The organism is Pseudomonas sp. LB3P31 (genome assembly GCF_054897945.1).
In genome coordinates this window covers 494,251-517,334 of the sequence record NZ_CM142710.1, presented here as the reverse complement: position 1 = coordinate 517,334, position 23,084 = coordinate 494,251, and the positions used below count along the sequence as shown (strand labels likewise).

Here is a 23,084-nt window from a genome sequence, read left to right as displayed (position 1 = left end):
GAATTGTGCATGTTGCGAAAAACCCTCCTGGCCAGCGTTTGCGCCAGCGCCATATTCACCACGGCCTCATTTGCCATTGCGGCGCCTGTTCAGGAACTGAAAAGCGAGCAGGGCACGCTCGAAGTGACCACTCTCGCGCAGGGGCTGGAACATCCCTGGGCCCTGGCGTTTCTTCCCGATCGCCAGGGTATGCTGGTGACCGAGCGTGCGGGCAATCTTCGAGTGGTCAACGCCGACGGCAAGCTGTCGGCACCGATCAGCGGTGTGCCGGACGTGTGGGCCAAGGGCCAGGGCGGCCTGCTGGATGTCGTCCTGTCTCCCGACTTCAAGCAGGATCGAACCGTCTACCTGTCTTACGCCGAGGGCGGCGGCAAAGGCGACAAGGCCGGGACCGCAGTGGGGCGGGGGCAGCTGTCTGAAGATTTGACGACCCTGAAAAATTTCAAAGTGATTTTCCGCCAGGAGCCCAAGCTCTCGGTTGGCAACCACTTCGGCTCGCGCCTGGTGTTCGACCGAGACGGTTACCTGTTTATCACCCTGGGTGAAAACAACGACCGGCCAACCGCCCAGGACCTCGACAAGCTGCAAGGCAAGGTGGTGCGGATCTATCCGGATGGCCGCGTACCGGACGACAATCCCTTTTTCGGCCAAAATGGGGTGCGCCCGGAAATCTGGTCCTATGGCCAGCGCAATCCGCAAGGCGCTGCGCTCAATCCCTGGACGGGCGTACTGTGGGAAACCGAGCATGGCCCGCGCGGCGGTGACGAGCTGAACATCATCGAGCGCGGCAAGAACTACGGTTGGCCGCTAGCCACCCACGGCATCAACTATTCAGGCCAGCCAATTCCGGAATCCACCGGTAAAACGGCAGAAGGCACTGTGGCGCCGCACCATGTCTGGGAGAAATCCCCAGGGCTGAGCGGCATGGCGTTCTACGACGCTGACCGTTTCAAGGAGTGGCAACACAATGTGTTCATGGGAGCGCTGGTGAGCCGTGAACTTATCCGCCTGCAATTCGATGGCGACAGAGTTGTCCACCAAGAGCGCTTGATGGGTGAGCTCGACAAGCGCATCCGGGATGTACGGCAAGGCCCGGATGGCTATTTGTATGTACTCACCGATGAGAGTGATGGTGTGTTGTACAAGGTGGGGCTTAAGTAAAAAGCGAAATTCGCGCTCTCTCACAAGGGCGCGTGTTGGCCAATGGTTTTCCTGCGATCCTGCAGGCCACGCACCACCAGGTACAGCAACGGCCCAATCGATACAAAAATCGCGGTGATCAACAGATAAGGCACTACTGATAACCGGGACTGGCCACGGCTCCTTGCATCCCGGTAGATCCAGATCCCGGCCAGCGTTGCCAGCAGGTAAAGGTCGATAACTACCTGTGCGGTGTCAGGGCGTGACATCAGGCTGATGCCGAAGTCGATCAACGACTGTTCGGCTTGCAGCATCACCGATACGGTATACCCGGCGAATGCGATCAGGGCGATGAGGGGCAGGGCGATGGACTTCATGGGTTCCTTCCTTGGGACGCTGATTGGACCCCAAGCCTACAATGGCCAAATGCAATTAGCCATTGACTTGGCACGGGTCGCCGGCTAGTTTCTGCTTATGACTTTGAACGTATCGCGCTGCCAGCAAAGCATTATTACCGCCATTCCTTATTTGGCGGGCTAGCTCACGACTGCAGCACCCAACCCGCCCTCGAGGCGGGTTTTTACTTTCTGTCTCCAGGGTTTTAAAGGTACCCCTGTAGGAGCTGCCGAAGGCTGCGATCTTTTGATTTTGATTGCTTACAAAACAAGATCAAAAGATCGCAGCCTTCGGCAGCTCCTACGGGGCGACCACCGGAGACGTTTATGAATTGCACACATTTGCAGCGAACATTGCTTGAGCGTTACGTCAAAAAGATCCTGGCTGCTCCCGTCTACGAACTGGCGGTACGCACACCATTGCAACCAGCGCCGGCGCTGTCTGAAGCCCTGGGCAACCACATCCTGCTGAAACGCGAGGACCTGCAGCCGACCTTTTCCTTCAAGATCCGCGGCGCGTACAGCAAGCTCGTGCAATTGAGCGATGAGCAAAAAGCACGTGGCGTGATCACCGCGTCAGCCGGCAATCATGCTCAGGGCGTAGCGCTGGCAGCGCGTGAGCTGGGAATTGCCGCGACCATCGTCATGCCCGCCACCACGCCGGAATTGAAGGTGCTCGGGGTGCGCAGCCGGGAGGGCGAGGCCGTGCTGCACGGGGATAGTTTTCCGTTTGCCCTGGCATATGCCCTGAGCCTGGCAGAACAAAGCGGTTGTACATTCGTTTCGCCGTTTGACGATCAAGACGTGATTGCCGGTCAGGGCACTGTCGCCATGGAGATCCTGCGTCAACACAATGGGCCGCTCGACGCGATTTTTGTCCCGGTAGGCGGTGGCGGCTTAATCGCCGGCATCGGCGCCTACGTCAAATACCTGCGGCCAGAAGTGCGCATCATCGGGGTGGAGTCGGAACACTCCGCGTGCCTGTCCGCAGCCTTGGCAGCGGGCGAGCGCGTGGTCCTGCCCAGCGTCGGTACTTTCGCCGATGGGGTCGCCGTCGCCCAGATCGGTGCCTACGGTTTTGAACTGTGCCAATTTTGCGTCGACGAAGTCATCACCGTCAGCAATGACGAGCTCTGCGCCGCGATCAAGAATATCTACGACGATACCCGCTCTATCACCGAACCTTCCGGTGCATTGGCCGTGGCGGGGATCAAGAAGTTCGTGGCGCAGACTGGCGTGCGAGGGCAGACGCTGGTGGCCATCGACTCCGGCGCCAACATCAATTTCGACAGTCTGCGCCACGTCGCCGAGCGCGCCGCATTGAGCGGCGCTACGGCTTGAGAGGGTTATTCCTGAACGGCTTTTTCGATCTTGCTGGACGCGGACCAGATTCGGTAGCGAACTTCGACGTCCTTGGGCACGTAGAGCACGATCGGCAGCTTGCTGTTGTAGCGCAGCATGAAGCCGTCACCGACGAACGGCACGAAGCCATTTGTCCTCTTGCCATCGGGGCAAGCCATTCGCGTGCTTATGGGACCTGTGACTCGTTCAAGCCGGTAGAAGGAGTAACCCCAACCTTCAAGGTTTTTCTCCTCGAGCATGCCGCCTAAACGTTGGAGGTTGCAATCAACGGTCAAGGTTTTACCGGCGAGGATTTCCACTTTGTAGTTGTCCTCATCCGTGTGCGGGGCCAGGCGAATGACATGGCGGGCGATGCCATTTTCGGCCTTGGGGAATTTGGCAGTGTCTTCGGACGGATTGGCCTGAGCCATTGTTGAGAGCCCGGCGATAATCAGCCCAATGGTAGTGTTACGGATCAATGAATCCATGATGCTTCCTTGCTTGGTGGTTAGTTCAGCGGATACTGAACCTGTGATGCGCCATTTTTATCGCAATGAGCCACTGATGCAAACGGGGAATCACAATGTTGCAATATGCAAGAGAGCAAGCCGTTGTTCTTGCAATTTGCACGCTACCGTCGGTCTGCATACCGGGTAAACCATTGATTTCACGATGAGCAACCGAGCGCATTTGCGGGCATGATTTATGCTCAATTAGTTCTCAAGCTGACCACGCAAGTTCATTGAGTCAGCGCCGCATTTTAATTGGCCATCTGACAATAAGGAGAGGGTCGCCATGTTTCTTTCTGCCTTGGAACTACGCAATATCATTGAAACCAGTTTTCTGCCCAAACGTTGCTTATGTACCTTGTCACCCGATCTTTCGATGACAATCAAGGTTTACTCGGACGGTGAAACGGATCAGGTTGATCTGTGCAAGTCCGGCATCGACGCGCGGCATCTCAATGGTCGTCGCGAAATCAATGAGTTAATCGTGGGGCTGCGTTCTGACATCAGCCAGCGAGCACACCTGCAAACACTGCACCCGGACCGCAAGGCATTTTAGGTGCCGACGCTCTGACGCATTCCTGAAAGGTTCTGGCCTGGCAACAGGCCAGACCCTTTTTTCGTCAGCTCTGCAGACTGCAGGCGTCCGACAATTTGCGATAACTGATCTGCGAAGGTTTGCCCGTGTTGTCGATGTATTTCATCTCGGCAGTGACCACTTTGCAGTCCATGGTCGAAGGCTCGGTCAGGGCAATCACCTTGGCTACATGCAGCGGCATTCCATAATGATACGGGACTACCTGGGTAGTAATGGTTTCATTGGCCTGGGCAAGCCCCATCGAGGAAAGGCTTGCAAGGGCGGTGGCGAGCAATAAGGTGTGAGTATTCATGAAGGTACTCCAGCGCAGACAGTCAGTCAGCCCGACCATCGAGGTCAAGCAATCCGCACTGGGCTGTCAGGCAAGCCTGCAGGCGTGCGGTCCAGTAATTCTTGGACCGCAGCGTTAACGGATGGTTAACCTGCCTGAATGCCACCTGTCGGGTGGAGCTGATGCCGATACGGCAGATCCGGCCCGGTCCTGGTACAGGTCAATGCAGCCGCCTGTACCGCAAACTTGAGCATCTCATCTATCTGCTCACGGCTCAGCTGCTGCAACCCCTGCACCCAATCCAGTTGCTGTTCCGTCAGCCAGGTAATCAATGCCGCCTGGAAGGTGTCCCCGGCGCCCACGGTATCGGCAATCTGCACGGCACAAGCCGGCACCGACCACGAACCATGGCGACGACTGAATACCGTCGCGCCCTCGCCACCGCGGGTCAGGAACACCAGCTGACAACGATGCTCCAGCCAGCTTTCGATCACCCGCTGCGGATCCTGCTCGGGGTACAACAGGCCGAGCTCCTCATCGCTGACCTTGATCAGGTCGGCGTGTTCGACCAGCGTCGCCACCCGGGACCGCCACAGCTCGATATTCGGCTCTGGATTAAGGCGCACATTTGGATCGAGGCTGATCAGACGCTTGCCGCTTTCCCGGCGAACCAGGGCTAGCAGAGTGTCGGCGATCGGCTGCACCACCAGCGAGAATGAACCGATGTGCAGGCCTACATGATTGTTCACTCTTCAAAGGGTTGCGACATGCTGTCGATAGCGGTCATTGAGGTTTGCGGTTTTTCGCTTCAATCCACTGCGACATGTACTGAGTGCTCTTGTGCTGATGATGGCGCAACATGCTGCCAGTAAAATTGTCCCTGCGGATCGTCGCCAGCTGTTCAAGACAGTGCTGCAGGCGCGCGATCAGTGCCGGGCCATGTTGCGCGTGGCGATAACGGCGCGCGAGCAATTCCAGGCCTCTGGCCTGTGCGTCAAGCCAGAGTACGCGGTCGTTGTGCAGTTGCACCGCGCTGTCCGCAAACGCCTGGGCGGTGCAAGTAACCGCCCCCGGCCAAGGCTCGTCGCCGTGCATGCCTTCAGCCCCGATCGGCGTGGTGACATTAGGTGTGCCGCAAAGCATCGCGTCCACCAGCTTGCCCTTGATCCCCGCGCCAAAGCGCAACGGTGCCAGGCACACCCTCGTGGCCGACATCACCTGCAAGGCATCCTCAGCCCAGTTCATCACATGAAAACCCTGGGCTGCATTATGCAAGGCAGTCGCCTTGGGGGGCGTGTAGGCACCATATATATGCAGCTGGGCGCCAGGTAACTGTTGGCGAATCAACGGCCAGATCGTGGTCTTCAGCCACAGCACGGCATCCCAGTTCGGCGCATGTCGGAAGTTGCCGATGCTGAGAAAATTAGCCCGATCTTCAAAGTCCACTGGCGGCTTGGACGCCGCCTCGACCATCAGCGGGCACCAGTGCAGTAATTCACCAGGCACCTTGAACTGTTCCACCAGCAACTCGATTTCCACTTCGGAAATCATCAGGGTCAGGTCGCAGCGATAGATCGCGGCGATTTCACGCTTGGCCAGGTCTTCCCCGGCCATGAGTTTGAATTCCTGGCGTAACGCAGGGGCAAACAATTGGTTGAAGTCATCCAGGTCTTCGCTGACCTTCAAACGCTCCTTGAGCCGTTGCTGCCTTGCGTGGCGCAGGCTCTGCAAGTCGGAGGTCTCCAGCACCCGCAGGGCCGCCGGGCAGTGTTTTTCCACGCGCCAGCCGAACTGTTCTTCCATCATGAACTGGTCGAACAGCACGATATCCGGGGCCAACTCGCTGACGAATGAGTCGAAGCTACTGTTATTGAGCTCGATTGGCACCTGGCGAATGCCCAGTGCCGCGAGGTCAGCCGGGTGTTCGCCGGCGCCAGCCGGGCTGCTGAAAGTGATGTCCCAGCCTTGCTGCAGGAAAGTCTCGAGGATTTGCATCACATGCCCGCTGGCCGCCGAAGAGCGCGGCTCGGGCCAAACGTAACCAATAACCAGGACTTTGGCTGCGCGGGGCTGACTCATGAAGGGTGGTTCCTAGAAGCGGGCAGGGGCAATGGAGGGCAAAAAAGCGCGCAATTAAACCACAACCAACCCCGAACCTGCTGCCGTAGGGGTTAGCGTGCCGCTTCCAGGATGCTCTTGACCTTGTCGCGCAACTGATCGATCGAGAACGGCTTGCCGATGACCTGCATGCCCGCAGGTACGTCGATGCTTTCGGCATAACCGCTGGCGAACAGGATGGGCAGCTGCGGCCGCAACTCTCGCGCCTCCTGAGCGAGCTCCCGGCCATCCATCCCCGGCAGGCCCACGTCAGTCATCATCAAATCGATGCGCTGCTCGGCTTTTGCGAGTTGCTCCAGAGCCTGCTCACTGCCATCGGCTTCCAGCACCCTGAACTCCAGTTCCTCCAGCACATCGACGATCAACATGCGCACGATGTCGTCGTCTTCGACTACCAGGATGATGGGCTGAGCGGAAAGCATAAATAGGTTCCCAAAGAATGAAGTGGCGAGGGCCGGTCGATCAAATCTGCCGGGGTCTTGCTTGAGTAAACGGCGGGACCCGACAAGTTCCCCCCGTTCTGCAAAAAAGCATAGACGCTCAGCACCGCAAGGATAACCGCTCCGTTGAGCTGGAGCAGCTGAATGTAGGATTTTGCTGATAATTGCGTCAGAAAATTGGATCACAGAGGCAGTTTTGGGGCAAACTCCGTGTTTTTTAATCGTTCGACAAGGCTCCCAAATGTCCACTGCGTCTTCGGTAGATGAGCAACGCTTTCGCAAACTGCTGAGCCGCAACGTCAGCCTGCCGCTGGGCGTAGGCGCTGTCAGCGCGGTGTTCTTTGTCGCGCTGATTACTTACCTGCTGTCGACCATTCAATGGGTCGAGCACACCGACCGGGTGATCAATAACGCCAATGAAGCGGTCAAGCTGACCGTCGATCTGGAAACCGGAATGCGCGGCTTTTTGCTCAGTGGCGACGAGAAATTTCTCGAACCCTATGAGACGGCTCGCCCGCGGGTCAAGGTCGCGCTCAACACACTGATTGAGCTGACCGCTGACAACCCGGTGCAGACCGACCGCCTGCGCCGCCTCGAAGCCTTGCAGACCGAGTGGGCAACCTACGCGCAGTCGATGATTGACTTGCAACGCGCCAGCGGCGACTTCCGTGGTGCGGTCAAGGCCGGGCGCGGCAAGCGCCTGACCGATGAAATCCGCAAGCAATTCGAAGACGTGATCGAGATGGAGCAGCAGTTGCGCACCACGCGCAACGAAGAGGTGCGCCGCACTACCGTCTGGAGCATCACCCTCTATCTGTTGTTTGTCGCCGGTATCAGCGGGCTGCTGGCCTACATTGGCCGTCGCGATCTGCTGAACCTGTCGCAGAACTACGCCGCCAACCTCGCCGCACAGCAATCCAGCGCTGATCGCCTGGAGCAGCAGGCCTGGCTACGCAATGGCCAGACCGAACTGGCCGAGCAGGTCCTGGGGCAGTTGTCGCTCAATGCGCTGGGGCGCAACATCCTGCAATTCTGTGCGCAGTACCTGGGCACGGCCGTCGCCGCCATCTATGTGCGCGAAGAACACGGCGGCCTCAAGCGCGTCGCCTCCTACGGTTTTTCCCGGGAACAGGAAGAGCGTGAGCACTACATCTACAGCGACGAAGGGATTGTTGGCCAGGTCGCCCAGCAGGCCCAGCTGATTCGCCTGGACAAGGTGCCGCAGGATTACTTCAAGGTCAGCTCGGCACTTGGCGAAGGCCTGCCCCACAGCGTGCTGGTGGTACCGACCAGCGATGACGAAACAGTCAATGGCGTGATCGAACTGGGCTTCCTGCGCCCGCTGAATGATCGCGATATCGAACTGATGCAGTTGATTGCCGGCAACATCGGCACCTCCATCGAGGCTGCGCGTTATCGCCAGCGCTTGCAGGAAGTGCTGGCGGAAACCCAGCAACTCAACGAGGAACTGCAGGTTCAGCAGGAAGAGCTCAAGACCGCCAACGAAGAACTCGAGGAGCAGTCACGCATCCTCAAGGAATCCCAGGCGCACCTGGAAACCCAGCAGGTCGAGCTGGAGCAGACCAACGAGCAACTGGCCGAGCAGGCGCAGATCCTTGCCGATCAGCGTGACGCCATGGACAAGAAGAACACCGAGCTCAACCATGCGCAGGTCCAGCTGGAAGAGCGCGCCGAAGAGCTGCAGCGTTCGAGCAAATACAAATCCGAATTCCTCGCCAACATGTCTCACGAGCTGCGCACTCCACTGAACAGCTCGCTAATCCTGGCCAAGCTGCTGGCGGAAAACCCCCAGGACAACCTCAGCGCCGAGCAGGTCAAGTTTGCCGAGTCGATCTATTCGGCCGGTAACGACCTGCTGCACCTGATCAATGACATCCTCGACATTTCCAAGGTCGAGGCCGGCAAGCTGGAGGTGCTGCCCGAGCACACCAGCGTGGCCCGCCTGGTGGACGGTTTGCGCGGCATGTTCCAGCCGTTGGCCACGGACAAGCAGCTGGATTTCCAGATTGAACTGCAAGCCGGCTCGCCGATGATGATCTACACCGACCGTCAGCGCCTGGAGCAGGTGATCAAGAATCTGCTGTCCAACGCGGTGAAATTCACTGAGAAAGGCACGGTCAGCCTGACAGTGACCAGCGCGCCTGGCGACGGGATTGCGTTCGTCGTGCGCGATTCCGGGATCGGCATTGCCGCTGATCAGCAGGAAAGCATCTTCGAAGCGTTCCGCCAGGCTGACGGCACCACCAACCGCCGTTACGGCGGCACGGGCCTGGGCCTGTCGATTTCCCGGGACCTGGCGGCATTGCTCGGCGGCTCCATCAGTGTCACCAGCGAACCGGGGCAGGGCAGCGTATTCACCCTGGTCCTGCCGCAGCAGTACGTCGAGCCGGGTGAAAGCCCGGTTGAGCCGATGGCTCCCGCACAGGTCGCGGTTTCGCATACAGTCGCAGCGCCTGCTGCCCCGGTGCCGTTGATCGCCCCGGTCGACATCCCGCGCTTCAACGATGACCGCAGCAAGGCACCGTTCGCCACCCGCTGCATCCTGGTGGTGGAGGATGAGCCGAACTTCGCGCACATCCTCTACGACCTCGCCCATGAACTGGGTTACCAGTGCCTGGTCGCCCATGGAGCTGACGAAGGTTACGACCTGGCCAGGGAGTACATTCCTGATGCGATCCTGCTGGACATGCGCCTGCCGGATCATTCCGGCCTGACCGTGCTGCAGCGCCTGAAGGAACACGCAGGCACCCGGCACATTCCGGTGCACGTGATTTCGGTCGAAGACCGGGTGGAAGCCGCCATGCACATGGGCGCCATCGGTTATGCCGTCAAGCCCACCACCCGCGAGGAGCTCAAGGACGTGTTCGCCCGCCTGGAAGCCAAGCTGACCCAGAAGGTCAAGCGTGTGCTGCTGGTGGAAGACGACGATTTGCAACGTGACAGCATTGCCCGGTTGATCGGTGAGGAAGACATCGAGATTACCGCAGTGGGCTTCGCTCAGGAGGCGCTGGAGCTGTTGCGTACCACCATCTACGACTGCATGATCATCGACCTGAAGTTGCCGGACATGCTCGGCAACGAGCTGCTCAAACGCATGTCCACCGAAGACATCTGCTCGTTCCCGCCGGTGATCGTCTACACCGGGCGCAACCTCACTCGCGACGAAGAGGCCGAGCTGCGCAAGTACTCGCGCTCGATCATCATCAAGGGCGCGCGTTCCCCGGAACGTCTGCTCGATGAAGTGACACTCTTTCTGCACAAAGTCGAATCGCAGCTGTCTCATGAACGGCAAAAGATGCTCAAGACTGCGCGCAGCCGCGACAAGGTTTTCGAGGGTCGCAAGGTGCTGCTGGTGGACGATGACGTACGCAATATCTTCGCCCTCACCAGTGCCCTTGAGCAAAAAGGCGCAGTCGTGGTCATCGGCCGTAACGGTCGGGAAGCGATTGAAAAGTTGAATGAAGTCGAGGACATCGATCTGGTGTTGATGGACGTGATGATGCCGGAAATGGACGGTTATGAAGCCACCATTGAAATCCGCAAGGACCCGCGCTGGCGCAAGCTGCCGATCATTGCGGTGACGGCCAAGGCGATGAAGGACGATCAGGAGCGTTGCCTGCAGGCCGGCTCCAACGATTACCTGGCCAAGCCGATTGACCTGGATCGCCTGTTCTCGCTGATCCGAGTGTGGTTACCAAAGATGGAACGCATTTAGTGGAAGCCAATACCGAAATCGAATTGCGCTTGTTGATCGAGGCAATTTACCTCAAGTACAGTTATGACTTTCGCGATTACTCCGGCGCTTCGATCAAGCGCCGGGTGCAGCACGCGTTGGGCCAGTTCGAGTGCGCGACCATCTCGGCGCTGCAGGAAAAGGTCCTGCACGATCCGACCGCGTTCATGCAGTTGCTGCAATTGCTGACGATCCCCGTCAGCGAGATGTTCCGTGACCCTTCGCACTTCCTCGCCATTCGCCGGGAAGTGGTGCCGTTGCTCAAGACCTACCCGTCCATCAAGATCTGGATTGCTGGTTGCAGCACCGGCGAAGAAGTCTATTCGATGGCGATCCTGCTGCGTGAAGAAGGGCTGCTGGATCGCACCATCATCTACGCCACCGACATCAATCCGCGCTCGCTGGACAAGGCCAAGCAAGGCATTTTCTCCATGGAGAACGTGCGGGCCTATACGGCCAACTATCAGCAGGCCGGTGGCCAGCGATCGTTTGCCGAGTACTACACGGCCGCTTATGGTTACGCGATTTTCGACAAGACGCTGTGCGACAACGTAACCTTCGCCGATCACAGCCTGGCGACGGACAGTGTGTTCTCAGAAACTCAATTAATTTCATGCCGCAATGTGTTGATTTACTTCAATAAAAAACTTCAGGATCGAGCCTTTGGCTTGTTTCACGAGTCGCTGTGTCATCGCGGCTTCCTGGTGCTGGGCAGCAAGGAAACACCGGAGTTTTCCGCGTTAGGCAAGCAGTTCGAGCCCTTGGTCAAACAAGAACGGATCTACCGCAAATCATGAGCAATCCTTCGATAGAAGCCATCGTGATCGGCGCCTCGGCGGGCGGTGTCGAAGCCTTGCTGAACATTCTTGGCCCACTGCGCCAAGGCTTCATCCTGCCGATCATCGTGGTGCTGCACTTGCCCGACGGGCGCCGCAGTCACCTGGCCGAGGTCTTCTCGCACCGGGTTTCCATGCCGGTGGTGGAGGCGATCGACAAAACGCCGGTGGTGCCAGGCACGCTGTATTTTGCAGCGCCCGGTTATCACCTGTCGGTAGAGCAGGATCGCACCTTTTCCCTGAGCCTGGAAGATCGCGTGCACCATTCGCGTCCCGCCATCGACTACCTGTTCGAGTCTGCGGCAGACGCCTATGGCGTCAACCTGGTAGCGGTGCTATTGACCGGCGCCAACCGTGATGGCGCCGATGGCCTGGCCCAGGTCAAGCACCGCGGTGGCCTGACCATCGTCCAGGACCCGCAAGAGGCGCAGGTCGCCACCATGCCCAGGGCTGCGCTGGCCACCCATCGACCGGACCACATTCTTCCCATCCACGGCATCGGCCGTCTGCTTGTCGAGCTGGAACGAATCGCATGCTAAGTAATATTCAAGCCAAACTGCTGATCGTTGACGATCTGCCGGAGAACCTGCTGGCGCTTGAAGCTTTGATCAAGCGTGAAGATCGCGTGGTGTACAAAGCCTTGTCCGCTGACGAAGCCTTGTCGCTGCTGCTGCAGCACGAATTCGCCATGGCCATTCTCGACGTGCAGATGCCGGGCATGAACGGCTTCGAACTGGCCGAGCTGATGCGCGGCACCGAAAAGACCAAGAACATCCCGATCGTGTTCGTCAGTGCCGCCGGTCGCGAGCTGAATTACGCGTTCAAGGGCTACGAAAGTGGCGCCGTGGACTTCCTGCACAAGCCGCTGGATATCCATGCGGTCAAGAGCAAGGTCAACGTGTTTGTCGACCTGTATCGCCAGAGCAAGGCCATGAAACAACAGGTCGAAGCTTTGGAGCAGAGCCGCCGCGAGCAGGAAGCGCTGCTCAAGCAACTGCAGACGACCCAGCAGGAACTGGAACAGGCGGTGCGCATGCGCGATGACTTCATGTCGATCGTCGCCCACGAAGTGCGTACTCCGCTCAATGGCCTGATTTTGGAAACGCAGTTGCGCAAGATGCACCTGGCCCGGGACAACGCGGCGGCGTTCACCCTGGACAAGATGCACGCCATGGTCGATCGCGACGAACGGCAGATCAAGAGCCTGATCCGCCTGATCGAGGACATGCTGGATGTCTCGCGGATTCGTACCGGCAAGCTGTCGATCCGTCCGAGCCGCGTTGACCTCTCGGCACTGGTGCGCGCCCTCCTGGAAAACTTCGCTCCGCAGATCGATGCCGCCGAATCCTCGGTGTCCCTGGAGGCCGAAGAAGCGGTCGTGGGCAATTGGGATGAATTTCGCATCGAACAAGTGATCTCAAACTTGTTGACCAACGCTTTACGGTACGGCGCCAAGAGCCCGATCGCGGTGAAGGTGTACAGTGACAATGGTCAGGCGCGGGTTGAAGTGCGGGATCAAGGCATCGGCATCGGTGAAGAAAACCAGAAGCGGATCTTCCAGCAGTTCGAGCGCGTCACGGCCAAGCATGCCGTTGCCGGTCTGGGCCTGGGCCTGTTTATTTCGGAACAGATTGTGACTGCCCACGGCGGTACGATTACCGTCGAGAGCCGGATTGGCGAAGGCGCCCTGTTTCGCGTTTGTCTGCCGCTGTAGGAAATCAGCCAGATAAACGCAACCTCTGGTCGACCCCACGGTCGTATCAGCAGCTATTGACCGAACAAAGGCTTCCCATGAGTGAAGATGCGCAAGATGTAGTACTCATCGTCGAGGATGACCCCTCGATATTGATGGTGTTGTCCGCTTATTTGTCGGGGGAGGGCTACCGCGTGCTGCAAGCCGAAAACGGCGAGCAGGCGTTTGCTATCCTCGCGAGCAAGCCGCACCTGGACATGATGATCACCGACTTCCGCCTGCCGGGCGGGATCTCCGGCGTGCAGATTGCCGAGCCGGCAGTCAAACTGCGACCGGAACTCAAGGTGATTTTCATCAGCGGCTACCCACAGGAAATCCGCGAGACCGACAGCCCGATTACGCGCAAGGCGCCGATCCTGGGCAAGCCATTTGACTTGGATGTGTTGCAGGAATTGATGCAGGAAATGCTGTCTTAGGGCTGGAATTTATACTGTAGGAGCTGCCGCAGGCTGCGATCTTTTGATCTTAAAAACAAAATCAAAAGATCGCAGCCTTCGGCAGCTCCTACGGGATGAATTCAGGAACCCCATCCCTCGTCAGATCCGGATCATCTCCCGCACCTTCGCCGTCAACAGATCGAAGGTGAACGGCTTGGTGATCATTTGCATGCCCGGGTCCAGAAAACCCCCACGTACCGCCGCATGTTCGGCATAGCCGGTGATGAACAAGACTTTCAGCTCCGGCCGATACTGTCGGCCTATCTCCGCCAGCTGCCGGCCATTCATCCCCGGCAAGCCCACGTCGCTGATCATCAGGTCAATGCGCTGACCAGACTCCAGGATGGGCACCGCGCTGTTCGCATCACCGGCCTCAACAAATGTATAGCCCAGATCGCCCAGCACAGTCCTGACCAACACCCGCACTGCCGGATCATCTTCAACGATCAGTACGGTCTCGCCTTTTTGCGCATAGGAAGCGAGAGGCGTGTCCATCGGCGAACTCAGCGGTACCTCGCCACCGAAGCGCGGTAGATACAGGCTCACAGTCGTGCCTGCGCCCACCTCACTGCTAATGGCGACATGCCCGCGTGATTGCTTGCTGAAGCCATAGATCATCGACAGGCCCAGGCCGGTGCCCTGGCCAATGGGCTTGGTGGTGAAGAAGGGGTCAAACGCGCGGCTGATGATGCTTTGCTCCATGCCGCAACCGTTGTCGGTAACACTGAGCTTGACGTAATCCCCCGGTGCCAGATTGGCGTGCGCTTCGGCGAAGTCTGCGTCCAGATGCTCGTTACTGGTCTTGACCACCAGCTTGCCGCCATTGGGCATGGCGTCCCGGGCATTGATCACCAGGTTAAGCAGGGCGCTTTCCAATTGATTGGGATCGGCCTCGGCAACCCACAGTCCGTTATCAAGCTGCATATCCAAGTGAATGCTTTCGTCGATGCTGCGCTTGAGCAGCTCGCCCATCGACACCACCAGCTCATTCATCTCCACGGGTTTGGAGTCGAGCGATTGCCGGCGCGAGAACGCCAGGAGGCGGTGTGTCAGGCCGGCGGCACGATTGGCCGAGGTGACCCCCAGGTCGATCAGCCCGTCCAGGTCATCGGTGCGGCCACGGGCCAGGCGGCGGCGCAGCAATTCCAGGCTGCCGATGATGCCGGTCAGCATGTTGTTGAAGTCGTGGGCGATACCACCGGTGAGTTGCCCTACGGCTTCCATTTTCTGCGACTGGCGCAGGGCTTCTTCGTTGTGGCGTAGCTGCGCGGTGCGTTCCTCGACCTGTTGCTCAAGGGTCTCAAGGATAGTCTGAAGGCGCAGCTCGCTTTGACTCAGGTCAATCAGCCGGTCCCGGGCTTCGTATTGTCGTCGACGCCCGCGCAGCGCGGTGGTCACCAGGCTGATCAAGGTCACCGGATGGAAAGGGCGCTCGAGAAACGTCACGTTGCCCAGTTGCGGGCCAAAGCGCGAGGCGGGGTTTTGCTCGGGACCGCCGTGGTAGGTCAACAGCACAATCGGCAGGTCCGACCAGGCCGGTTGTTGCTCGATGAGCTCCATCAGCGGTCCCAGATCTCCGCTCAGCAGCGCTTCCGAAGAAATCAGCAGCAGGCCTGCGCCCAATGCCAGCTCGCTGCATAGCGCAGGCAAATCACGACAGATGACTCCGGCGAACCCGGCTTCGCTGAGCATCATCAGCGCAATCTGGCCGTCACGTCCCAGCGGCGCGAGGATGAGCGCACGCTCGGACATTGCTTTCTGTGCCGTCACGGAGCTTCGTCCACCAGCAGTGGTTTACTGGCACCCACGTAGGTGGGCACGCCACGTAATACGCCCTGGAAAGAATCAAGCGGTTCGCCGATGTTCATGCCCTTGGCACTGATGCGATATTCACGAATCGTCGTCTCGTGGGTGCCGGTGCGCTTCTTGATGACGGAAATGGCACGTCGGACCTGGCCCAATGCTTCGAAATAGCGCAGCAGGATAACCGTATCCGCCAGGTAAGTGATGTCTACCGGCGCCTGCATGTCGCCGACCAGACCATGCTGGGCCACGGTCATGAACGTCGCAGCGCCCTGGCGATTTAGATACAGCAGCAGTTCGTGCATGTGCAGGATCAGCGCGTTCTCTTCCGGCATCGCCGCCTGGTAGCCGTTGATGCTGTCAATCACCACGGTCTTGATTCCGAGCTTGTCGACGCAACGGCGTACCCGATGGGAAAACTCCCCCGGCGTGAGTTCGGCCGCGTCGACCTGTTCGATCAGCAGGTTGCCGGTGTCCTGCAGGGCCTGGAGATCAATGCCCATGTTTTTCATGCGCTCGAACAGCAGCCCCAGTTCTTCATCGAAGATGAACAGCGCGGCCTTTTCACCGCGCATTACTGCAGCGGCGGCGAAGATCATCGAGAACAGCGATTTACCGGTGCCGGCGGGGCCCAGGACCAGAGTGCTGGAACCGGTCTCGATGCCGCCCCCGAGCAGCGCATCAAGCTCTGTAATGCTGCTGGTCAACTGGGTACGCACGTACTTGCCGCGATGTTCAGCGGCTACCAATCGGGGGAACACATGCACGCCATCACCCATGATGGTGAAGTCGTGAAAACCACCACGGTATTTCTGGCCGCGGAATTTGACCACGCGCACGCGACGGCGCTCGGCGCCATAGTTGGGCGTCAGTTCTTCGAGGCGGATCACTCCGTGAGCCACGCTGTGTACGGTCTTGTCGAGGGACTCGGTGGTCAGGTCGTCCAGCAGCACCACGGTGGCGTCGTAGCGCACAAAGTAATGCTTGATGGCAAGGATCTGCCGGCGATAGCGCAGGGAGCTTTGCGCCAGCAGGCGAATCTCGGAAAGGCTGTCGAGCACGACGCGGGTCGGCTTGACGCGTTCGACCACTTCAAAAATCTGCCGGGTGGCTTCACCCAGTTCAAGGTCAGAGGAGTACAGCAAACTTTGCTGGTGCTCGGCGTTGAGCAGGCTCTCCGGGGGAGTGAGCTCGAATATGTGGATGTTTTCATCCAGTTCCCAGCCGTGGGACAGTGCGCCCTGGCGCAGCTCGCGTTCGGTCTCCGATAAGGTGATATACAACGAGCGCTCACCGGCTCGCGCGCCGGCCATTAGAAACTGCAGCGCAATCGTGGTCTTGCCGGTTCCGGGCTCACCCTCCAGCAGGAACACATGTCCGCGGGACAATCCGCCGGCCAGGATGTCATCCAGACCTTCGATGCCGGTGGCGGCTTTTGCACTGTACAACTCGTTAGATGTAGACAAAAAAAGCCCTCTCATGACTAGGGGAAGCGAGGCCGCAGGCCTGAAGTGCCTGCTCGGACTGCCTGTTCACTTGACCTTGTGCCATCACGGCGGTTCCACACTTTTTTGTCAGTTATCACGAATTGTCGGTTTTCGAGTGGCTGCGCATCCCCTGAAGGAGAAGACATCTGCGGGAGATGATATCTGTGGGAGCAAAGCTTGCTCGCGATAGAGGTGTTTCAGTCACCATCAGATTTGAACACTCGGCCCTCATCGCGAGCAAGCTTTGCTCCCACCGGGTGCCACTGGGGAAATGTGAATAATCTCAAAGCCCCTGCTGCAAAGCAGGATCATCCGGGTTCATCTGCTCCAGCTGCGCCAGCAGGATCTGCACATTCTGCAGCTGCCCGCTTTCCTTCCAGTAATTGATCAACAACACTCGTGCACGGCGATCGGCAGGGTGGCGCTGGACTATTTCCTGCAACTGCTTCTGTGCCGCTTCCAGCTCCTGCTCATCGTGCAAGGTGGTCGCCAGGTCATAGCGGTAATCTTTGTTATCCGGCTCCAGTTCCACCGCCTTGGACAAACCCAGCACGGCGTATTCACTTTGCCCGTGATGCAACAACCACATGCCGAGCGCGTGTTGCAGGTAAGCCGAGTCAGGCTGGGCCTTGAGTTGTTTGGCCAGCAGCAGCCGGGCAGCGTCGCTCTGGCCTTGGCGGTCCAGGACGTCGATTTGCATCACCAGTGCCGGCAGGTTGGCGGGTGCCAGGCGCAACGTATTGTCCAGCGCTTGCTGCGCCTGTTTCAGCTCGCCATTATGCAGGTGTAGCCGAGCCAGCTGGTAATAGTTGTCAGCACTTTCCGGCTGGGCCTTCAGGTCCAGTTCCCAGGCATCGATTGCCTGTTCCAGCGGTCCGAAATACAAACCCAGATCATCCGGCGACAGCCCGAGCAAGGCGTTGACCGCAGTCGAACGCACGCGCTGTTCGCTGTCATCGAGCAACGGTCCGATCAACAGGCTGCGCTGGCCGTTGGGGACCAGGGCACTGATGCTTTTGATTGCCGCGACACGCACTTGCGGTGATTGATGCTGCAAGTCCGCGTCCGCCAGTTTCAGCGCGACCGAGCTTGGATAATTGGGCAGTTCGGCATGCAGCCAGATGCGTCGTTTATCCGAGATATCGGGGCGCGCCAATTGTTGGTAGAGCACACGCGCTGCGCCGGGTTTGCCGGCTCGCGCCTGCTCCAGCGCTTCGCTGTAACCCCGTTTGATCGCGGGTGGAACTTCAGGGGTGGTGCTGCGCAGGAAAAACCAGGCCAGCACGATGGCGAACAGCACGCAGAGGCTGATGATCAGGTAGCGGCGAGACTGGGGCATGCAGGAATCCATTGCTGACAAGCGAGTGCAAAGCCGTCAGCTTCGGTCAGGCAGGGCGCGGAGTCAAACCCTGCGATCGGCGCTTGAAAGCATCGCCCGACCCACGCAGGGATGTGCCACCGTCTTCGCGGGCAAGCCCGCTCCCACAGTGACTGGTGTAAACCCAACTTGCGCACAGGCAAAAAAAACCCCGCGACCGAATGAGACGCGGGGCTAAAAAATTGGTTGGTTGCGGCCAACCAAAGGAGCTCTTGCAACGGTTACTTGCTGGCGATCGTCTCCGGGGCCCAGCCACCCCCCAGGGCCTTATATATCGCGACAATGCCGCGATACAGATCCACCTCGGCCAGGGCCTGGGTGTCTTCCGCCGCCAGGCGCTCGCGTTGGGCGTCGAGCAGCACGAGGAAGTCCGAAGTGCCTTCGCGGTAGCGAATCTGCGCCAGGTCAGCGGCCGCGCGGCTCGACTCACTCTGACGAATCAGCGAGATCAGGCGTTGCTGGCGTTTGCCGTAATCGCTGAAAGCATTTTCCGACTCCTCCAGGGCCAGCAGCACTTGCTGTTCGTAGGTCGCCAGCGCGCCTTCGGCATCGGCATCGGCGCCGCGCAAACGGGCGCGCACGCTGCCCAGGTCAAACGCCGCCCAGGTGATGCTCGGGCCCAGCGCCCAGGCGTTGGCCGCCGAGGAGCCGATCTGCGAGCCACGCCCAGCGGTAAAACCGAGGAACCCACTCAGGCTTACCCGTGGGAACAGGTCGGCCTTGGCCACGCCAATGCGCGCAGTGGCCGAAGCCAGCTTGCGTTCGGCACTGAGAATGTCCGGACGGCGTTGCAGCAACTCACCCGGATCGCCGATCGGCAGCGCCTTGGCGATGGCCGGCAGGTCTTTGGGGCTCAGATCGACCGTTAGCTTGTCCGGACGCTCACCCAACAGGGTGGCGATGCGATTCTTCTGCCGCACCTGCTCGGCCTGCAACTGCGGCACGCTGGCTTCGACTGCGGCCAGGCGCGCATCGGCACGCTCGACGTCGAGTTGATCGCCGACGCCGGCATCCCGCAGGCTGATGGTGATCTTGCGTGACTCCTGCTGGTTGTCCAGGTTGGCCAGGGCGATCTTTTCCCGCAGTTGCGCACCGCGCAGTTGACCGTAGGAGTCGACCAGCTCGGCAATCATGGTGACTTGCAGCTGGTACAGATCGGCCTCGACTCCTTGCTGTTCGGCGTCGGCCGATTCCAGGTTGCGCTGGATGCGGCCAAACAGATCGATTTCCCACGCCATGTCCAGGCCCAGGTCATAGCGTTCACTATTCACCCGTTGGTTGGTCTGGCCCGGAATCTGGCCTTTGCCCAGCTCGCTGCTGGCGCGGCTGGTGATGGTCGGCATGGCGTCATTGCTGGCGTCGTCACGGATCGCCCGGGCGGCTTTCCAGCGAGCGAAGGCTACTCGCAGATCGCGGTTGCCTTGCAGCGACTGAACCACCAACTGGTTGAGCGTCGGGTCTTCGAACTGCTGCCACCAGATGCCTTCGAAGCGCGAACGATCGAAGTTCTTCTGGCCGGCAGCGCCATCGGTGGCGGCGCTGATGTGCGCCGGTTCCGTCGCCGGAGTCTGGTAGTCCGGGCCAACGGCGCAGGCACTCAGGGCCAGCACCAGCAAACTCGGGAGGAAGGCTTTCAGGCTCATTGTTGCGCCTCCAGTTTCAGGGTCTTGGCCGCTTTGCGCGCTTCACCGCGCTCCACGAAGTTACGAATCAGCACGTAGAACACCGGCGTCAGCAACAGGCCGAAGAAGGTCACCCCGAGCATCCCGGAGAACACCGCCACACCCATGGCGTGACGCATTTCAGCACCGGCGCCGCTGGAGAACACCAGGGGCACCACACCCATGATGAACGCGAAGGAGGTCATCAGGATCGGCCGCAGACGCAGGCGGCAGGCTTCGAGTACCGCAGCCAGCGGGCTCATGCCTTCTTCCTGTTTATCCTTGGCGAACTCGACGATCAGAATCGCGTTCTTGCAGGCCAGTCCCACCAGTACGATCAAGCCGATCTGGGTAAAGATGTTGTTGTCGCCTCCCGATGCAATCACTCCGACAATCGCCGACAGCAGGGTCATTGGTACGATCAGGATTACTGCCAATGGCAGGCTCCAGCTTTCGTATTGAGCCGCGAGCACCAGGAACGCCAGCAGTACACACAGCGGGAACACGAACAGTGCGGTGTTGCCGGACAGGATCTGCTGGTAGGTCAGGTCGGTCCATTCGTACGTCATGCCGTTCGGAAGTTCCTCCTTGAGCAGTTTCTCGATGGCTTTCTCGGCCTGGCCGGAGCTGTAGCCGGGGGCTGCCGCACCGTTGATTTCAGCGGTGATGAAGCCGTTGTAGTGCATCACGCGGTCCGGGCCCGAGGTGTCGCTGACCTTGATGAAGGTCGCCAGCGGGATCATCTCGCCCTTGTTGTTACGCACTTTGAGCTGACCGATCTGGTCTGGTTCGAGACGGAACTGCTGCTCGGCCTGGACGTTGACCTGGTAGGTGCGCCCGAAGCGGTTGAAATCGTTGGCATACAACGAACCCAGGTAGATCTGCAGGGTGTCGAAGATGTCGCTGACCGCCACGCCGTGGGTCTTGGCTTTTTCCCGGTCGATGGCAGCATCGACCTGGGGCACGTTCACCGTGTAGCTGGTGAACAGGCCAGCCAGTTCCGGTACGTTGTGGCTCTTGTTGATGATGTTCATGGTCTCTTTGTACAGTTCGTCGTAGCCCAGGTTGCCCCGGTCTTCGATCTGCAGGCGGAAACCACCGATGGTGCCCAGGCCCTGTACCGGCGGCGGCGGGAAGATCGCCATGTAGGCTTCCTGGATCCCGGCGAACTGACCATTCAACGCCCCGGCGATGGCACCGGCCGACATGCTTGGGTCTTTGCGTTCATCAAATGGTTTGAGCGTGACGAACACGATGCCGGCGTTCGGGCTGTTGGTGAAACCGTTGATCGACAGGCCAGGGAAGGCCACCGCACTGTCCACTCCAGGCTGTTTGAGGGCCAGGTCGGACATGCGCTTGATCACTTCTTCAGTACGATCCAGGCTCGCCGCATCCGGCAATTGCGCGAACGCCACCAGGTACTGCTTGTCCTGGCCGGGTACGAAGCCGGTAGGGGTGTTGGCGAAACCGAAGAAGGTCAGCACCATCAAGCCGGCATAGAGGATCAGGGCGATACCGCTGCTGCGGATAACCCGGGCAACAGTGCCGACATAACCGTGGCTCGCCTTGTCGAAGAAGCGGTTGAACGGACGGAACAACCAACCACCGAACAGCTTGTCGAGCACCCGGGAGAAGCGGTCTTTCGGTGCGTCATGGCTCTTGAGCAATACCGCCGCCAGCGCCGGCGACAAGGTCAGCGAGTTGAAGGCCGAGATCACGGTCGAAATCGCGATGGTCAGGGCGAACTGTTTGTAGAACTGCCCGGTCAAGCCGGAGATGAACGCAGCCGGGATAAACACCGCACACAACACCAGCGCCGTCGCGATGATCGGGCCGGTCACTTCACGCATGGCGCGCTTGGTGGCTTCGACCGGGGTCAGACCCAGGCCAATGTTTCGTTCGACGTTCTCCACCACCACGATGGCGTCGTCCACCACGATACCGATCGCCAGTACCAGGCCGAACAGTGACAGCGCGTTCAGCGAGAAGCCGAACAGGTGCATCACTGCAAAGGTGCCGATCAGCGAAACCGGGACCGCCACCAGTGGAATGATCGACGCGCGCCAGGTTTGCAGGAACAGGATTACTACCAGCACCACCAGGATCAGCGCTTCGAACAGGGTGTGAACCACCGCTTCGATAGAGCCACGCACGAAGATGGTCGGGTCATAGACGATGCTGAAGTCCATGCCTTCCGGGAAGTTCTTCTTCAGCTCCGCCATCTTGTCGCGGACCTGGTTGGAAATTTCGATCGCATTCGAACCAGGGCGCTGGAAGATCGGGATCGCCACTGCCGGCTGATTGTTCAGCAGCGAGCGCAGGGCGTACTGGCTGGAGCCCAGCTCGACCCGGGCGATATCCTTGAGGCGAGTGATTTCACCGTTTTCGCCGGAGCGAATGATGATGTTCTCGAACTCTTCCTCGGACACCAGGCGACCCTGGGTGTTGACCGAGAGCTGGAACGCCGTGGCATTTGGCGCGGGAGGCGCACCCAGGGCACCGGCGGCGACCTGGCGGTTCTGTTCACGAATTGCCGTGACCACGTCAGTGGCGGTCAAGTTGCGTGAAGCGGTCTTGTTCGGATCCAGCCAGACCCGCAGCGAGTAATCGCCCATGCCGAACAGCTGCACATCACCGACACCGCCCAGGCGCGCCAGCTCATCCTTGATGTTGAGCAGGGCGTAGTTGGACAGGTAGAGCATGTCGTAGCGCTTGTCCGGCGAGGTCAAGTGCACAACCATCGTCAGGTCGGGCGAGGCCTTGTCCACCGTGATACCGATGCGCGTCACTTCCTCGGGGAGCTTGGGCTCGGTACGGGTCACGCGGTTCTGCACCTGCACTTGGGCATTATCCAGGTCAGTGCCCAGGGCGAAGGTGATGGTCAGGGTGATCTTGCCGTCGGCGGTGGACTGCGAGGACATGTACAGCATGTTCTCGACGCCGGTGATGGCCTGCTCCAGCGGAGCCGCCACGGTTTCACCGATGACTTTGGGGTTGGCGCCCGGGAAGTTCGCGCGCACCACCACGGTCGGCGGCACCACTTCCGGGTATTCGCTGATCGGCAACTGGAACAGCGAGATTGCACCGGCAATCAGGATCAGCAGCGACAGCACTGCTGCGAAGATCGGCCGGGATATGAAGAATTGGGAAAAATTCATCGGAGTTG

General features: G+C 59.4%; 17 protein-coding genes and 2 pseudogenes. 8 read left to right on the top strand and 11 right to left on the bottom strand.

The features are described from left to right. The first annotated feature begins 9 nt into the window (after window positions 1–9). Entirely contained in the window at window positions 10–1,161 is a 1,152-nt protein-coding gene (locus tag ACYZTK_RS02205; RefSeq protein ID WP_462012922.1) for a PQQ-dependent sugar dehydrogenase, read from the top strand. Between the two features lie 20 nt (window positions 1,162–1,181). On the opposite strand, the gene ACYZTK_RS02200 is transcribed toward ACYZTK_RS02205, so the two are convergent. Then, window positions 1,182–1,517: a DUF2834 domain-containing protein gene (locus ACYZTK_RS02200; protein ID WP_462012921.1), complete on the bottom strand. Its 336-nt coding sequence runs from the start codon at window positions 1,515–1,517 to the stop codon at window positions 1,182–1,184. Between the two features lie 345 nt (window positions 1,518–1,862). On the opposite strand from ACYZTK_RS02200, the pseudogene ilvA reads away from it, so the two are divergent. Next, window positions 1,863–2,858: pseudogene (gene ilvA / locus ACYZTK_RS02195) on the top strand (threonine ammonia-lyase, biosynthetic); the annotation flags it as partial. A gap of 23 nt (window positions 2,859–2,881) precedes the next feature. On the opposite strand, the gene eco reads toward ilvA, so the two are convergent. Further along, window positions 2,882–3,364: a serine protease inhibitor ecotin gene (gene eco, locus ACYZTK_RS02190; RefSeq protein WP_462012919.1), complete on the bottom strand. Its 483-nt coding sequence runs from the start codon at window positions 3,362–3,364 to the stop codon at window positions 2,882–2,884. A gap of 307 nt (window positions 3,365–3,671) precedes the next feature. On the opposite strand from eco, the gene ACYZTK_RS02185 reads away from it, so the two are divergent. Next, complete coding sequence (locus ACYZTK_RS02185) at window positions 3,672–3,941, top strand: DUF1652 domain-containing protein (RefSeq protein ID WP_462012918.1); 270 nt, start codon at window positions 3,672–3,674, stop codon at window positions 3,939–3,941. A 64-nt stretch (window positions 3,942–4,005) separates the two neighbouring features. Here the strand turns inward: ACYZTK_RS02185 and ACYZTK_RS02180 are convergent, their stop codons facing one another. From ACYZTK_RS02180 to ACYZTK_RS02165, 4 genes and pseudogenes are all read right to left on the bottom strand, one after another. Beyond that, window positions 4,006–4,272, bottom strand: a complete 267-nt coding sequence (locus ACYZTK_RS02180; RefSeq protein ID WP_462012917.1) for a DUF2790 domain-containing protein — start codon at window positions 4,270–4,272, stop codon at window positions 4,006–4,008. A 125-nt stretch (window positions 4,273–4,397) separates the two neighbouring features. Then, a pseudogene (locus tag ACYZTK_RS02175) lies at window positions 4,398–4,985 on the bottom strand (PfkB family carbohydrate kinase); the annotation flags it as partial. A 49-nt stretch (window positions 4,986–5,034) separates the two neighbouring features. Next, complete coding sequence (locus tag ACYZTK_RS02170; protein WP_462012916.1) at window positions 5,035–6,330, bottom strand: glycosyltransferase; 1,296 nt, start codon at window positions 6,328–6,330, stop codon at window positions 5,035–5,037. Between the two features lie 92 nt (window positions 6,331–6,422). Further along, the gene (locus ACYZTK_RS02165) at window positions 6,423–6,791 is read right to left on the bottom strand and encodes a response regulator (protein ID WP_462012915.1); all 369 of its coding nucleotides are present in this window, start codon (window positions 6,789–6,791) and stop codon (window positions 6,423–6,425) included. A 259-nt stretch (window positions 6,792–7,050) separates the two neighbouring features. Between ACYZTK_RS02165 and ACYZTK_RS02160 the strand changes: the two genes are divergently transcribed. The 5 genes from ACYZTK_RS02160 (at window position 7,051) to ACYZTK_RS02140 (ending at window position 13,568) form a co-directional block, all read left to right on the top strand. Beyond that, window positions 7,051–10,545, top strand: a complete 3,495-nt coding sequence (locus ACYZTK_RS02160) for a response regulator (RefSeq protein ID WP_462012914.1) — start codon at window positions 7,051–7,053, stop codon at window positions 10,543–10,545. Beyond that, entirely contained in the window at window positions 10,545–11,360 is an 816-nt protein-coding gene (locus ACYZTK_RS02155; protein ID WP_462012913.1) for a CheR family methyltransferase, read from the top strand. Before ACYZTK_RS02160 ends, ACYZTK_RS02155 begins: the two co-directional genes overlap by 1 nt. Next, window positions 11,357–11,938 (top strand): chemotaxis protein CheB, encoded by a 582-nt coding sequence (locus ACYZTK_RS02150; RefSeq protein ID WP_462012912.1) that lies wholly within the window; start codon window positions 11,357–11,359, stop codon window positions 11,936–11,938. Before ACYZTK_RS02155 ends, ACYZTK_RS02150 begins: the two co-directional genes overlap by 4 nt. Beyond that, window positions 11,932–13,113 (top strand): hybrid sensor histidine kinase/response regulator, encoded by a 1,182-nt coding sequence (locus ACYZTK_RS02145; RefSeq protein WP_462012911.1) that lies wholly within the window; start codon window positions 11,932–11,934, stop codon window positions 13,111–13,113. The genes ACYZTK_RS02150 and ACYZTK_RS02145 overlap by 7 nt, the downstream gene beginning before the upstream one ends. A 77-nt stretch (window positions 13,114–13,190) precedes the next feature. Next, window positions 13,191–13,568, top strand: coding sequence for a response regulator (locus ACYZTK_RS02140; RefSeq protein ID WP_462012910.1), 378 nt, complete (start codon window positions 13,191–13,193; stop codon window positions 13,566–13,568). 120 nt (window positions 13,569–13,688) lie between these two features. Here the strand turns inward: ACYZTK_RS02140 and ACYZTK_RS02135 are convergent, their stop codons facing one another. The 5 genes from ACYZTK_RS02135 to ACYZTK_RS02115 all read right to left on the bottom strand — a co-directional run bounded on the left by ACYZTK_RS02135 (window position 13,689) and on the right by ACYZTK_RS02115 (window position 23,076). Further along, window positions 13,689–15,341, bottom strand: coding sequence for a response regulator (locus tag ACYZTK_RS02135; protein WP_462015000.1), 1,653 nt, complete (start codon window positions 15,339–15,341; stop codon window positions 13,689–13,691). Between the two features lie 14 nt (window positions 15,342–15,355). Beyond that, entirely contained in the window at window positions 15,356–16,858 is a 1,503-nt protein-coding gene (locus ACYZTK_RS02130) for an ATPase domain-containing protein (RefSeq protein ID WP_462012909.1), read from the bottom strand. A gap of 304 nt (window positions 16,859–17,162) precedes the next feature. After that, entirely contained in the window at window positions 17,163–18,218 is a 1,056-nt protein-coding gene (locus ACYZTK_RS02125) for a tetratricopeptide repeat protein (protein WP_462012908.1), read from the bottom strand. A 260-nt stretch (window positions 18,219–18,478) separates the two neighbouring features. Further along, entirely contained in the window at window positions 18,479–19,900 is a 1,422-nt protein-coding gene (locus ACYZTK_RS02120; RefSeq protein ID WP_462012907.1) for an efflux transporter outer membrane subunit, read from the bottom strand. Next, a complete protein-coding gene (locus ACYZTK_RS02115; protein WP_462012906.1) occupies window positions 19,897–23,076 on the bottom strand; it encodes an efflux RND transporter permease subunit in 3,180 nt (1,059 codons plus the stop codon). Before ACYZTK_RS02115 ends, ACYZTK_RS02120 begins: the two co-directional genes overlap by 4 nt. Between the last annotated feature and the right edge of the window lie 8 nt (window positions 23,077–23,084).